This window comes from Lacinutrix sp. YIN62 (assembly GCF_057219185.1).
Genome location: NZ_JBXVVH010000014.1, coordinates 97,258 through 111,236 on the forward strand (window position 1 = coordinate 97,258; position 13,979 = coordinate 111,236).

Below are 13,979 nucleotides of genomic sequence, written 5' to 3' on the forward strand. Positions count from 1 at the left end.
CTAATGCAACCTTTTCTAAACACCATAAAGTTAACACAGACACTTTCATTTTCTTGTGTTTTATTTTCAATTCTTTTGAGTTGCTCAGACGATTCTAATAATACTCAAAATGAAATTAAAAACACGCCTTTATATGTTTGCAAAAACGGTAACGCTGGACCATACCCTTGTAACGGCTACGATTTAATGGGGCAAATTAATGTAGAAACCTTAGGAGGCCATCCTGAAACTAAAGGTAGCGACATCTGGGGTTGGACAGATTCTTTTAACGGAAATGAATATGCATTAGTCGCACTAAGCAACAGTACTGCTTTTGTTAATATAACAAACCCTACAGCTCCTATTTTTTTAGGACGATTAAACTCTTCTGCCGGATCCAACGCCTGGAGAGATGTAAAAGTATACAATAACCATGCATTTATTGTTGCAGATGGCGTTGGAGAACATGGTATGCAAATTTTTGATCTCACCCGTTTGAGGAGTATAAGCAATACTCCAGAAAACTTTACAGCTGACGCTATTTACACAGGCGTTGGAAGTTGCCACAATATTGTAATTAATGAAAGTGAAGCCGTTGCCTATCTAGTAGGATGCAGCTCTACCAATGGAGGCGGCCCTATATTTATTGACATTTCAAATCCATTAGCCCCAGTCCTATTAGGCGACTATAGCATTGGAGGATACTCTCATGATGCACAGGTAGTTACCTACAACGGCCCAGACAGTAATTATATTGGTAAGGAAATTTATGTTGGAAGCAATGGCAATACAGACAAAATAGTTGTTTTAGATGTAACAGATAAAAACAATGTAATTCCCATTAGTGAATTCACATACCCACAAACAGCTTATGCACATCAAGGCTGGTTTACAGAAGACCATCGTTACTTTATCCTTGGAGATGAAATTGATGAACAAGAGTTTGGCTTTAATACAAAAACACTAATCTTTAATTTTAATGATTTGGACAACCCTACATTATCATCCACTCATACTGGAACAAGCCCAGCAATAGATCACAATGGTTATATAAAAGGAAATGAATTCTTTCTATCCAATTATAGTGCAGGAATTAGAGTTCTGGACATCACCAATATAGAAGCACAATCTAACCCGATGACAGAAACTGGGTATTTCGACACTTATCCCAGCAACAATAACGCAAGCTTTAATGGCGTTTGGAGCCTTTATCCTTTTTTTGCTAGCGGGAATATTATTATTAGTGATATAGAAGGCGGCTTATTTATTATAAAAAAAAGTGGCACATAAAAAAGCAGTAAATATTAATGACTTTAAAAAAAAACATTTTCGCAATATATTCTTTTACGTTCCTATTAGCATTTGGCTGCTCTAAGGATGATAATCCTACAAACACCCCTGTAGTACCGACTCCAATTCCAGTAGCCACAGGAAACATAGATTACATAAAAACCTATGGAGGCACCAAAAACGAAAGTGCAAAATCTGTAATCAATACAACAGATGGAGGGTATGCTATATTAGGATTTACACAAAGTATGAATGGGGATGTTACAGATAAGTTTAATGAAAGTTACGACTATTGGCTTTTAAAATTTAATGCTTCAGACGAACTTCAATGGAATAAAACCTATGGAGGAAGTGATGATGATAGAGGAAATGACATTATACAAACACAAGACGGAGGCTATGCAATTTTAGGAACTAGTTCTAGTAACGATCAAGATGTCTCAGGGAATTCTGGTGCCAAAGATTATTGGATCGCAAAATTAGACCCTTCTGGAAACGTCTCCTGGCAGAAGTCTTTTGGGTATTCGGGATCAGACTCCGGGATTTCACTCATACAATCGAATGATTCTGGTTATTTAATTACAGGCATTCTAGACGTTACCGCTTCAGGAGGAGATGGGAATACCGAAAAAAACAACATAGCGCGTCATGCAGGAGGAGATTACTGGGCTATCAAACTAAATACTACTGGAGATTTACAATGGAGTAAGTATTTTGGCGGAAACTTTACAGACACTCCTGAAGATGTTGTTCAAACTGAGGATAATGGTTTTATTATTGCTGGGAGATCAGATAGTCAGGATACCGACATAACAGGAAATAAAGGCTCTTACGATTTTTGGGTCATTAAGATCTCTTCTACAGGAAATCTTGTTTGGGAAAAATCATTTGGCGGATCTGAAATAGATGAAGCCAGAGGCATCGTTAAATCGAATGACGGGAATTACCTTATCGTAGGAGACACAAGAAGTAATGACATAGATATTTCTAACAATGCTGGAGATGCCGATTTATGGGTAATTAAAATAGCTCCAACAGGAGACTTACTTTGGGAAAAAACCATAGGAGGTAGTCATTTCGACGTCGCTCGTTCCATATCAAAAACTCAAGATAATGGATTTCTTCTTGCTGGTAATTCCCGTAGTGATAACGGCGATTTAACCACTAACCATGGTCATAATGATGCATGGGTTTTAAAAGTGGACAATACAGGAGAATTACAGTGGCAAACAACCGCTGGAGGCAGCAATATTGACTTTGGATACGATGTCATAGAATTAAACAACAAAACAATTGTTGCAGTAGGAGAAACCTCTAGTAATGATGGCGATTTAACAGAAAACAAAGGCTTCACCGACCTGCTAATTATAAAAATAAAATAAAAAGATGAAAAAAATATTACCCCTACTAGTCTTATTCATTAGCACAGGTCTTATCTCTTGTGGAGAAGACAATGATGACAACACTGATACTTCTGCCAAAATAATTTTTAATTTTTCAAATAATTGGAATGGCATTAATGTTTCTAGCAGCGATTTTGATAACACAGAATACACAACTGCAAATGGAGAAATTCTAACCATTACTAGGTTGCGCTACATAATTTCGGATGTAACCTTTACCAAGACCAATGGAGAAAACGTTATTATTGATGGACATAAGTTAGTAGATGTTACCAATAACGACCTTATGTACGCTCCAGAAATTGAGATCCCTACAGGCACTTACACCAATGTTTCATTTACATATGGACTGAAGAATGAAAAAAACACTGATGGTATTTATCCAGATTTAAACTCAGCAAACTTTAACGTTCCTACGATGCTTGGTGGTGGATATCATTATATGCAATTCGATGGAAAATATAATACAGATCAGCCTTTCAACTTCCATAATATAAGAGCTGTAACTGTAACACCAGGAATGGCCCCATCTTTTCCTATCCAAGATACTTATATAAATGTTGACTTAGGTCCAACCACAATTACCACAGACACTACTTTTAATGTAGAAATGAATATCGCAGAATGGTTTAAAAACCCTAATACCTGGGATTTAAATGTATTAAATACTGTTTTAATGCCTAATGCAACAGCCCAAATAATGATGAATCAAAATGGACAAAACGTCTTTAGTTTAGGAGAAGCTACTATTACTCAATAAACAATGAAAAAGCGGTTTTTTTATATTACATACTTGTTCCTTGCCTCTTTAGTTTCTTGCTCAGACGAAGATAGCCAAACAATACAAGAATATGAACCAACCCCACAGCCACTAGAAATCCCCTTGCTTTTTCAACAAAATATACTTGCCCCCATAATTCCCAGTAAAAATCCGCAAACTAAAGAAGGGGTTGCTTTAGGAAAAAAATTATTTTTTGACAAAATTCTATCAGGGAACAACACACAATCTTGCGCAACTTGTCATGCTCCACAAAACGCATTTTCAGACAACAGAGCTTTTAGTGATGGTATAGATGGTAATTTTGGAACAAGAAATGCAATGCCTCTATTTAATCTAGCTTGGAATTACAATGATCGGTTTACTTGGGATGGTAAACAATTAAGTTTAGAGCGTCAAGCTTTAGAACCTGTTCAAAACCCTATAGAAATGCATAGCAATTGGGACGATGTAGTTAATAAACTATCTGTTCACTCAGAGTATCCTGAACTTTTCAAAAAAGCGTTTAAAACGCAAAACATCACTAAAGAACTCACTGCAAACGCCTTAGCTCAATTTGAGCGCACACTAATTTCTTCAAACTCAAAATTCGATAAGTATTTACTAAATCAAGTCTCACTAACACAACAAGAACAAAACGGCCTTAATGTATTTATGGACGAAGCTAAAGGTGATTGTTTTCATTGTCATGGAAACCCTAATAACCCGCTGTGGACAGACAATATTTTTCACAATAATGGTCTAGATGCAACGTTTACCGATTTGGGACTAGGTAATGTAACTGGTGACCCTGCCGATAACGGCAAATTCAAATCCCCATCGCTTCGTAATTTAGCCTACACAGCGCCGTATATGCACGATGGACGCTTTAACACCTTAGACGAAGTTATAAATCATTACAGCGAAGGTCTACAAGACTCTCCCACAATAGATCCTTTAATGAAAAAAGTAAATGAAGGTGGTGTATCACTTTCTAATCAAGAAAAATCGGACCTAAAAGCATTCTTACTTTCTTTATCAGACCCTTCGTTCATAAGCAACCCCAACTTCACAAATCAATAGTTTTTTGTTATAAAACCATTTATTAATATAATGTTATGTTATATGGTTAAAAGCGACTTATATTGTATATTTGCACACTATTTAGACTAAATTCTAATTAAAAATCTATGATAAAGGTTTCTGAAACAGCTAAAAAGAAAGTCATTGAACTAATGCAGGATGACGGTTTTAATGCCAATACAGACTATGTGCGTGTTGGTGTTAAGAGTGGCGGCTGTTCTGGTTTGTCTTATGACTTAAAGTTTGACAAAGCACAAGAAGAAGGAGATAAAATATTTGAAGACAACGACATAAAAATTATAGTTGACAAAAAAAGCTTGCTATATCTTATCGGAACAACATTAGAATATTCAGGTGGATTAAACGGAACAGGATTCGTTTTTAACAACCCAAATGCGAACCGAACTTGCGGTTGCGGAGAAAGTTTCTCCTTATAATTTTAAGACAATGAACAAATATACTGAAGACGATTTAAGGGAAGAACTTAAAACCAAAGAATACGAATATGGGTTTTATACAGACATAGAATCTGAAACGTTCCCTATTGGTTTAAACGAAGATATCGTTCGTGCCATTTCTAAGAAGAAAGAAGAGCCTGAATGGATGACAGAATGGAGGCTGGAAGCTTTTAAAATCTGGAAAGAAATGGAAGAACCTGAATGGGCAAATGTTAATTACCCTAAACCAGATTTTCAAGCTATATCGTATTATTCTGCCCCTAATAGCAAGCCTAAATACGAAAGTCTTGATGAAGTAGACCCAGAATTATTAGCGACATTCGAAAAACTAGGTATTTCTTTAGACGAACAAAAAAAATTATCCGGTGTAGCTATGGATGTTGTTGTAGACTCCGTTTCTGTTGCAACTACCTTTAAAAAAACCTTAGGTGAAAAAGGAATAATTTTCATGAGCATTTCTGAGGCGATAAAAGAGCACCCGGAACTTGTAAGAAAATATATAGGAACGGTGGTTCCTCAAAAAGACAATTTTTACGCAGCATTAAACTCTGCTGTATTTAGTGATGGTTCTTTTTGTTATATTCCTAAAGGCGTACGCTGCCCTATGGAATTATCTACTTATTTTAGAATCAACCAAGCAGGAACAGGACAGTTTGAAAGAACTCTTGTCATCGCAGACGAAGGTAGCTATGTCTCCTATTTAGAAGGCTGTACAGCACCAAGCCGTGATGAAAACCAATTACACGCTGCTGTTGTAGAATTAATAGCTTTAGAGGATTCTGAAATCAAATACTCTACAGTTCAAAACTGGTATCCAGGAAATGCAGAAGGAAAAGGTGGTGTTTTTAATTTTGTTACCAAGAGAGGTTTATGCGAAAAAAACGCGAAAATTTCTTGGACACAAGTAGAAACAGGAAGTGCTGTTACTTGGAAGTACCCTTCATGCATATTAAAAGGCGATTATTCAGTTGGAGAATTTTATTCCATAGCTGTAACAAACAACTTTCAACAGGCAGATACAGGTACCAAAATGATTCATTTGGGAAAAAACACCAAATCAACTATTATTTCTAAAGGAATTTCAGCAGGAAAATCACAAAATAGCTATCGCGGATTGGTTCAAATAAGTTCTCGTGCAGATAATGCTCGTAATTTCTCGCAATGTGATAGTCTATTAATGGGTAATGAATGTGGTGCACATACCTTTCCTTATATAGAAGCAAAGAATAAAACCGCTCAAATAGAACATGAAGCAACGACCAGTAAAATTGGGGAAGATCAAATTTTTTATTGTAATCAACGAGGTATAGATACTGAAAAAGCTATTGCATTAATTGTAAATGGATTTAGTAAAGAAGTATTAAACAAATTGCCAATGGAATTTGCGGTTGAAGCTCAGAAATTATTAGAAATAAGTTTAGAAGGATCTGTCGGTTAAAAAAACCTTATATAAAAAACAATACGCTACAAATCAAATCAATAGACACTAAATATTTACATTAATTATGAAGAAAATTTTCATCTTACTTTTATCGCTTTCCGTATTTAGCAGTTGTAAAAACGATATTAAGCCTGAAGAATCTACAACCGAACCTAGCACCTTAGAAAAAACGGCTAAGCAAAAAGACGGTTTAACATTACTCTCAGGTGAGTTCATATATTATGCAGATGCAGCAGTATTGCAGGTAGGAAGCACTGTTTATGGAGTTGTTGTAGACGAAAAAGCAAAAGAACTAAACGATATGGGCGAAGCGTTTAGAAAAGAACCTACAGATGGTATAGCTATTCAAATTCGTGGAAAAATAACATCTAAACCTAAAGGGGAAGAAGGTTGGCCATTTAAAGTAGAGGTCAAAGAAATAATAAGTGTAAATGCACTGGATAAAAAAGCAAACGAAGTCATTAAAATAGGACAATAAGACAATGTTAAAAATAAATAACTTACACGCGAGTGTTGAAGATAAGTCGATTTTAAAGGGAATTAACCTAGAAGTAAAGGCTGGTGAAGTACATGCAATAATGGGACCAAATGGTTCTGGAAAAAGCACCTTAGCTTCTGTTATCGCTGGAAAAGAAGACTATGAAGTTGAAAAGGGTGAGATTATTCTAGAAAACGAAGATCTAAGTGAACTGGCCGCAGAAGAACGTGCTCACAAGGGCATTTTTCTATCTTTTCAGTATCCTGTGGAAATCCCTGGCGTTTCTGTAACCAATTTTATGAAGACATCGATTAACGAAAATCGTAAAGCAAAAGGCCTAGAAGACATGCCTGCAAAAGACATGCTTAAGATGATTCGTGAAAAATCTGAACTTTTAGAAATAGATCGCAAATTTCTTTCACGTTCTTTAAACGAAGGCTTTTCAGGAGGAGAGAAAAAACGAAACGAGATTTTTCAAATGGCTATGTTAGAGCCTAAATTAGCCATATTAGATGAAACTGATTCTGGTTTGGATATTGACGCCTTAAGAATTGTAGCAAACGGCGTAAACAAATTAAAATCTAAAGATAACGCTGTAGTGGTTATTACACATTACCAACGTTTATTAGATTATATTGTTCCAGATTTTGTACACGTTTTGTATAATGGTAGAATTGTAAAATCTGGAGGAAAAGAATTGGCTCACGAATTAGAAGAAAAAGGTTACGACTGGATAAAAGAAGAAGTTAATGCTTAATCCGTTTATTACTTATAATAACGTAATAAAAAGTAACATTTATACTTTAAAGTTAAAGAATTAGCGGTACTATTAAATAATTATTATTTAGTAGTATTATCCTAAAAATATTAAAAGGGTTCAGAAAAAGCAGACTTTTAAAGTAAGCCCAAACTGAAAACTGAAGACTTAAAAAATGGATTTAAAAGAAAAATTAGTATCGTCCTTTCTGGCATTTGAAAATCGTGTTGATATAGATTCTCCCATTCACGATATTAGAAGCGAAGCTATTAAAGCATTTGAAATGGCAGGGTTTCCTTCAAAAAAAGAAGAAGCTTGGAAATACACTTCACTTAAGAGTATTTTAAAGGAAGACTATAGCGTATTCCCAAAACAGGAAAATGCTTTAGATTATAAGGAAATAAAAAAATACTTTATCCACGATATAGATACGTATAAAATTATATTCATCGATGGTAAGTACTCTTCTCATCTATCGCAAACAACACATGAGAATATAGATGTTTGCTTAATGTCTTCGGCTTTAAGCAAGCCTAAATATAACAATGTTATTGAGAAACACTTTAACAAAATAGCGGCGAAGGACAGCTTAACCTCTTTGAATACTGCTTTTTCAAATGAAGGTGCTTACATACATATTTCAAAAAACAAATTGGCTGAAAAACCAATTCAGATCATACACTTCTCTACAGGAAATGAAGCCGCATTAATGCTTCAACCTCGTAATCTCGTTGTTGTAGATGAAAACGCACAAGTTCAAATCATAGAACGTCACCAAAGTTTAACCGACAACCCAGTCTTAACCAATAGTGTTACCGAAATTTTTGCAGATAAAAATGCCATTGTAGATTATTATAAAATCCAAAATGACAACTCTAATGCATCTTTAATAGATAACACCTTTGTAGACCAAAAAGGTCAAAGCCATTGCTTAGTACACACCTTTTCTTTTGGTGGAAAGTTAACGCGAAACAATCTTAACTTTTATCAAAATGGAGAACACATTGATTCTACCATGAAAGGGATTACAATTATTGGAGATAAACAACACGTAGATCACAATACGCTTGTACATCACATAGAACCGAATTGTGAAAGTCATCAAGACTATAAAGGTATATTCGCAGATAGTGCTACTGGTGTTTTTAACGGTAAAGTAGTTGTGGAAAAAGAAGCGCAGAAAACAAATGCATTTCAAGCCAATAATAATATATTAATAAGTGATAAAGCTACAATTAACACAAAACCACAATTGGAAATATTTGCAGATGATGTAAAATGTTCTCACGGATGTACTATTGGCCAATTAGACGAAAGCGCGATGTTTTATATGCGCTCTAGAGGAATCCCCAAAAAAGAAGCAAAAGCGCTTTTAATGTATGCCTTTAGTAACAATGTATTAAGCTCTGTAAAAATTCCAGAACTAAAACAACGTATTACAAAGCTAATTGCTAAAAAATTAGGTGTTAATATTGGTTTTGATTTATAAATATCACTTCTTAGAAGTAAAGAAATCAACACTATTTTTTTAATCAAATTTATTATAAACTGTAGCGGCAAAACAAACTATGCTAGACATTGAGAACATAAGAAAAGACTTTCCCATACTTCAACGTACGGTAAACGGTAAACCTCTAGTGTATTTTGATAATGCTGCTACGTCACAAACGCCACAACATGTTATAGATGTTATTGTAGATTACTACACCCATTACAATGCAAACATACATCGAGGCGTACACGCATTAAGCCAAGAGGCGACAGATAAATACGAGCAAGCACGACAGACTATTCAAAAGCACTTCAATGCTAAATATGCTCATGAAATCATCTACACATCGGGAACTACCCATAGTATAAACTTAGTCGCAAACGGCTTTACAACATTATTAAAAAAAGGGGATGAAATTATTGTTTCGGCATTAGAACATCATAGTAATATCGTCCCTTGGCAAATGCTATGCGAACGTACAGGTGCTGTTTTAAAAGTTATTCCAATGAACCAAAATGGAACGTTGAATATGGAAGCTTATGATGCATTACTTTCTGAACAGACCCAATTAGTCTTTGTAAATCATGTCTCTAATGCGCTAGGGGTTATAAACCCTATTGAATATATTATAAAAAAAGCGCATGAATATGAAGCAGCTATTTTAATAGATGGCGCTCAAGCATGTCCCCATATAAAACCGGATTTACAAAATTTAAAAGCAGACTTTTACGTTGCTTCTGCTCATAAAATCTGTGGCCCTACAGGAGTAGGGATATTATATGGAACAGAAGAATGGCTACATAAACTTCCACCGTATCAAGGAGGAGGAGAAATGATTGCAGAAGTGACCTTTGAGAAAACAACTTACGCAGGGCTTCCCCATAAATTTGAAGCAGGGACTCCAAATATTTGTGGAGGCATTGCTTTTGGTGCTGCTTTAGATTATATGAATGCCATTGGTTTTGATTCTATAGCAAATTATGAGGCCGAGCTATTAAATTACGGGACCAAAAAATTATCTGAAATAGAAGGCTTAAAAATATACGGAACACCTAAAGAAAAAACGGCTGTAATTTCGTTTAATTTAGAAGGCATTCACCCTTATGATATAGGTAGTATTTTAGATAAATTAGGAATAGCAGTTCGTACTGGTCATCACTGCGCACAGCCAATAATGGCTTTTTATAATATTCCTGGTACGGTTAGAGCTTCTTTTGCATTCTACAACACCAAAGCAGAAATTGACCTTTTAGTTGAAGGCATAAAAAAAGCAAAAATGATGTTATCATAATCCCTTTTTTTATTCTTTACAAATAAGTTTTCTTCGTCTTTAATCAAAAAAAGGCCTCTCAAATTAATATTACAGCTCAATGGATTATGCTTATGATAGTTCTATCTATATATTTCAAATAAACAAATAGGATGTATACTATTTAGCTGAAAGCTGACCTAGAGAGTATGCTCAATTAAGAAGATCGTTTAAATTAAAACTTTAAAGACGTCAATTTTGTGGTGTCTTTTTTGTATTATTATATTATTAACCATAATCATTATCACAATGAAAACAATTACTTTAATACTATTAACCCTTATTCTAAATGCCTGTGGAGGTGCTAAAGAAGTTACTTCTACCACTAATACAACTCAAGAAGCTAAAACCCAAACCACAGAACAGATAACTTTAGAATATTCTGCAATTACTCGTGGTAACTATTATGTACTAAAAATAAATGGAAAAAAAATAGCCACACAAACCAGCCCAGAAAGCAAACCTAATATTACAAATATTGATGCAAACAGCTGGAAAGCCTTAATAGATATAGTGAATACTATAGATTTAAAAGATATGATAAATATGAAGGCACCAAGCGAAGCGCGCTTTTATGATGGTGCTGCCATTGGAGAATTACAAATAACTAAAGAAGGTAAAATCTTCAAAGTACCTACCTTTGATGCAGGAAACCCTAATAAGAAACTCGCTGAATTAATTAACAAAATGTTAGCTATTGCAAAGGACAAATCATAGCCTTCATCAATTGAAATGCTTATTTTTGCATTGTTAAACTCAATTGAAATGCAAACTATAGACAATATACAAGATGAAATCATAGAGGAATTCTCAATGTTCGAAGACTGGGAGGAGCGTTACCAATACATGATAGATCTCGGTAAAGATTTACCATTGATTGCAACTCAATACAAAACTGAAAATAACATAATAAAAGGCTGCCAAAGCAAGGTTTGGGTACATGCAGAAATGGATAATGATAAAGTTACCTTCACAGCAGATAGTGATGCTATTATAACTAAAGGAATTATCGCTATTTTAATACGTGTATTTTCCAATCAGCACCCCAACGACATTATAAATGCAGATACCGATTTTATAGACAAAATCGGATTGAAAGAACATTTGTCTCCAACAAGAGCAAATGGCTTAGTTAGTATGATCAAACAACTTAAAATGTATGCTATTGCATACCAAACACAGCTTAGTTAACTTTCAAACACTAGACAAGATAGGATTAAGCCTAATGAAACGTTTTAGCTTAAATAATATCAAGAAATAAATCTTTAAATGGACAATACAACAACAATAGACACAGCAGAATTAGGTGAAAAAATAGTAAAAGTCTTAAAAACTATTTATGACCCTGAAATACCAGTAGACATATATGAGCTAGGGTTAATTTACGATGTTTTCGTTAATGAAGATTACGATGTAAAGGTTCTAATGACGTTAACAACTCCTAATTGTCCTGTAGCTGAAACACTACCTTTAGAAGTTGAAGAAAAAGTAAAATCACTGAAAGCTGTTAAAGATGCCGAAGTAGAAATTACTTTCGACCCACCTTGGACGCAAGATTTAATGAGTGAAGAAGCGAAACTAGAATTAGGTATGTTATAGTAAAAAACTATAACTACTCTATAACCACGCTATTAAAAATTATGGCAGACGAAATAATAAATCGCGTAGCGAATAGTAAATTAATTACTCTAGACCTAGAGGACTATTACCCTGAAGGTAAGCGCATTATTTTCGACATAAAAAATTGGCTTTATAAAGGTTTTGTTTTACGAGAAAAAGAGTTTAGAGAACACGTAAAACAATATGATTGGTCAAAACATATTGGACAGTATGTTGCCATTAACTGTAGCACGGATGCTATTGTTCCTGCCTGGGCCTATATGCTTATTAATATTCATTTAGAATCCTATACTAAACAGACAATATTAGGGGATTTAGAAACTCTAGAAACCACCATATATCAAAATATAATAAACGCCTTAGATCTTGAACCTTTTAAAGACAAACCTATTATTATTAAAGGTTGTTCTAAAAAGCCAGTTCCTACAAATGCATATTTAATGCTTTCAAAAAAACTAAAACCCATTGCAAAATCTATAATGTATGGGGAAGCCTGTTCTTTCGTCCCTTTATACAAAAGCAAAAAAACCCAATAACAAACTATATATCAAACAAATAACCACATTAAATAACTAACCTCAAATACCCCTTCAAATCAGGTTTTAATTTCAAGTCCATCGCTCAAAACAATTGCTTATAAAACTATAAACCAACACATTATTCCATTAGTTCAATTTTCTCTTTTCCTTATAATACATTTATAATCATACAGTATTTAAATAAAAATTCTTTTCTTCTTCTTTTTTAAAAGAAGAAAGGAAACTATTTTTGCAAGAACTAACTTTAATGAATATGAAAAAAATTCTTTTACTTTCTGCTTTTTTTATAGGAATAGCTTCAATACATGCTCAACACGCCTTCACAATAGATACAACGAAACAAGGCTGGAATAAAACAGGTAAAATCTCATTTCTATTCAATCAATCCTCTTTTGAAAATTGGACTGCTGGAGGCATGAATAACCTCTCTGCTACTTTTGGTTTAAACTATGATTTTAATTATACTAAAGATGATTTTGTTTGGGATAACAAATTTATTGCTTCGTATGGTGTCACTAAAATTGAAGATGAAGAAAGGCAAAAAACAGATGACCGACTAGAATTCACTTCTTTAGCAGGAAAGAAGGCTAGTAAAAATTGGTTTTACTCATTCTTTTTAAATTTTAAAACGCAAATGGATTCTGGTTTCGAGACAGATGATGAGACTGATATTGAAGAAAAAACTTCCCATTTTTTTTCACCGGCATATTTACAAGTTGGACCAGGGATGTTATGGAAAAAAAGTGACAACCTAAAAGTTAATATCGCACCTGTAACATCCAAAATGATTTTTGTGCATAAAGAGTTCACAACCGTTGCACCTGGAACTGAAGCTGATTTTAATAACAGTGGAGGCTACTTTGGAGTCGATGCTAATGAAACCTTCCGTTTTGAATTAGGTTTTTCTCTTAGCACTTATTATAAACTAAAGCTAATGAAAAATGTATCTATGGAAAATATTTTAAACTTCTATTCTAATTATTTAGAAGACCCACAAAATATAGATATAGACTATAGTTTGAATTTAGTAATGTCTATTAACAACGTTTTATCTGCCAATTTAGCATTTCAGACCATCTATGATGATAATGCTTTTAAAGGTTTTCAAACCAAACAAATATTTGGTCTTGGTGTAAACTATGAATTTTAACCCATAAAAACCCAGCTTAAAAAAAATTAAGCTGGGTTTTTATTTAATACTGTGTAATACTTAGTATTTTAATTATTGGTTTTGCTGTGGTCCACCGCTTACAATCAAGAATTCAGAACGGCGGTTTAACTGGTGCTGTTCGTCGGTACAGGCTCTTCCGCAGTCTACTGCTGGTTCATTCTCTCCTTTACCTAATCCAGAAATCCTTGAAGCGTCAATCCCT

Annotated in this window: 15 protein-coding genes; all 15 read left to right on the top strand. The window is 34.2% G+C overall.

Going from position 1 to position 13,979, the window contains the following annotated elements; genetic code table 11:
* Positions 1–3: 3 nt before the first annotated feature.
* Positions 4–1,269 carry a choice-of-anchor B family protein gene (locus tag AC2D8I_RS10825; protein ID WP_484706026.1) on the top strand — a complete coding sequence of 422 codons (1,266 nt, stop codon included), beginning with the start codon at positions 4–6 and terminating at the stop codon, positions 1,267–1,269.
* Between the two features lie 17 nt (positions 1,270–1,286).
* Positions 1,287–2,651: a hypothetical protein gene (locus tag AC2D8I_RS10830; RefSeq protein WP_484706027.1), complete on the top strand. Its 1,365-nt coding sequence runs from the start codon at positions 1,287–1,289 to the stop codon at positions 2,649–2,651.
* Positions 2,652–2,655: 4 nt separating this feature from the next.
* Positions 2,656–3,432 carry an MbnP family protein gene (locus AC2D8I_RS10835; RefSeq protein WP_484706028.1) on the top strand — a complete coding sequence of 259 codons (777 nt, stop codon included), beginning with the start codon at positions 2,656–2,658 and terminating at the stop codon, positions 3,430–3,432.
* Positions 3,433–3,435: 3 nt separating this feature from the next.
* The gene (locus AC2D8I_RS10840) at positions 3,436–4,512 is read left to right on the top strand and encodes a cytochrome-c peroxidase (RefSeq protein ID WP_484706029.1); all 1,077 of its coding nucleotides are present in this window, start codon (positions 3,436–3,438) and stop codon (positions 4,510–4,512) included.
* Positions 4,513–4,619: 107 nt separating this feature from the next.
* On the top strand, positions 4,620–4,949 hold the full coding sequence (locus AC2D8I_RS10845; protein WP_484706030.1) for a HesB/IscA family protein: 330 nt from the start codon (positions 4,620–4,622) through the stop codon (positions 4,947–4,949).
* A 10-nt stretch (positions 4,950–4,959) separates the two neighbouring features.
* Complete coding sequence (gene sufB / locus AC2D8I_RS10850; RefSeq protein WP_484706031.1) at positions 4,960–6,408, top strand: Fe-S cluster assembly protein SufB; 1,449 nt, start codon at positions 4,960–4,962, stop codon at positions 6,406–6,408.
* A 67-nt stretch (positions 6,409–6,475) separates the two neighbouring features.
* On the top strand, positions 6,476–6,889 hold the full coding sequence (locus tag AC2D8I_RS10855; protein WP_484706032.1) for a hypothetical protein: 414 nt from the start codon (positions 6,476–6,478) through the stop codon (positions 6,887–6,889).
* 4 nt (positions 6,890–6,893) lie between these two features.
* On the top strand, positions 6,894–7,646 hold the full coding sequence (gene sufC / locus AC2D8I_RS10860) for a Fe-S cluster assembly ATPase SufC (RefSeq protein ID WP_484706033.1): 753 nt from the start codon (positions 6,894–6,896) through the stop codon (positions 7,644–7,646).
* A 175-nt stretch (positions 7,647–7,821) separates the two neighbouring features.
* The gene (gene sufD / locus AC2D8I_RS10865) at positions 7,822–9,135 is read left to right on the top strand and encodes a Fe-S cluster assembly protein SufD (RefSeq protein WP_484706034.1); all 1,314 of its coding nucleotides are present in this window, start codon (positions 7,822–7,824) and stop codon (positions 9,133–9,135) included.
* 79 nt (positions 9,136–9,214) lie between these two features.
* Positions 9,215–10,429 (top strand): aminotransferase class V-fold PLP-dependent enzyme, encoded by a 1,215-nt coding sequence (locus AC2D8I_RS10870; RefSeq protein WP_484706035.1) that lies wholly within the window; start codon positions 9,215–9,217, stop codon positions 10,427–10,429.
* Positions 10,430–10,696: 267 nt separating this feature from the next.
* Positions 10,697–11,164 carry a hypothetical protein gene (locus AC2D8I_RS10875; protein ID WP_484706036.1) on the top strand — a complete coding sequence of 156 codons (468 nt, stop codon included), beginning with the start codon at positions 10,697–10,699 and terminating at the stop codon, positions 11,162–11,164.
* Between the two features lie 48 nt (positions 11,165–11,212).
* Complete coding sequence (locus tag AC2D8I_RS10880) at positions 11,213–11,638, top strand: SufE family protein (protein ID WP_484706037.1); 426 nt, start codon at positions 11,213–11,215, stop codon at positions 11,636–11,638.
* Positions 11,639–11,716: 78 nt separating this feature from the next.
* Positions 11,717–12,046 (top strand): SUF system Fe-S cluster assembly protein, encoded by a 330-nt coding sequence (locus AC2D8I_RS10885; RefSeq protein ID WP_484706038.1) that lies wholly within the window; start codon positions 11,717–11,719, stop codon positions 12,044–12,046.
* A gap of 41 nt (positions 12,047–12,087) precedes the next feature.
* Positions 12,088–12,603, top strand: coding sequence for a DUF2480 family protein (locus AC2D8I_RS10890; RefSeq protein ID WP_484706039.1), 516 nt, complete (start codon positions 12,088–12,090; stop codon positions 12,601–12,603).
* Between the two features lie 256 nt (positions 12,604–12,859).
* Complete coding sequence (locus AC2D8I_RS10895) at positions 12,860–13,756, top strand: DUF3078 domain-containing protein (RefSeq protein ID WP_484706040.1); 897 nt, start codon at positions 12,860–12,862, stop codon at positions 13,754–13,756.
* Positions 13,757–13,979: the final 223 nt, after the last annotated feature.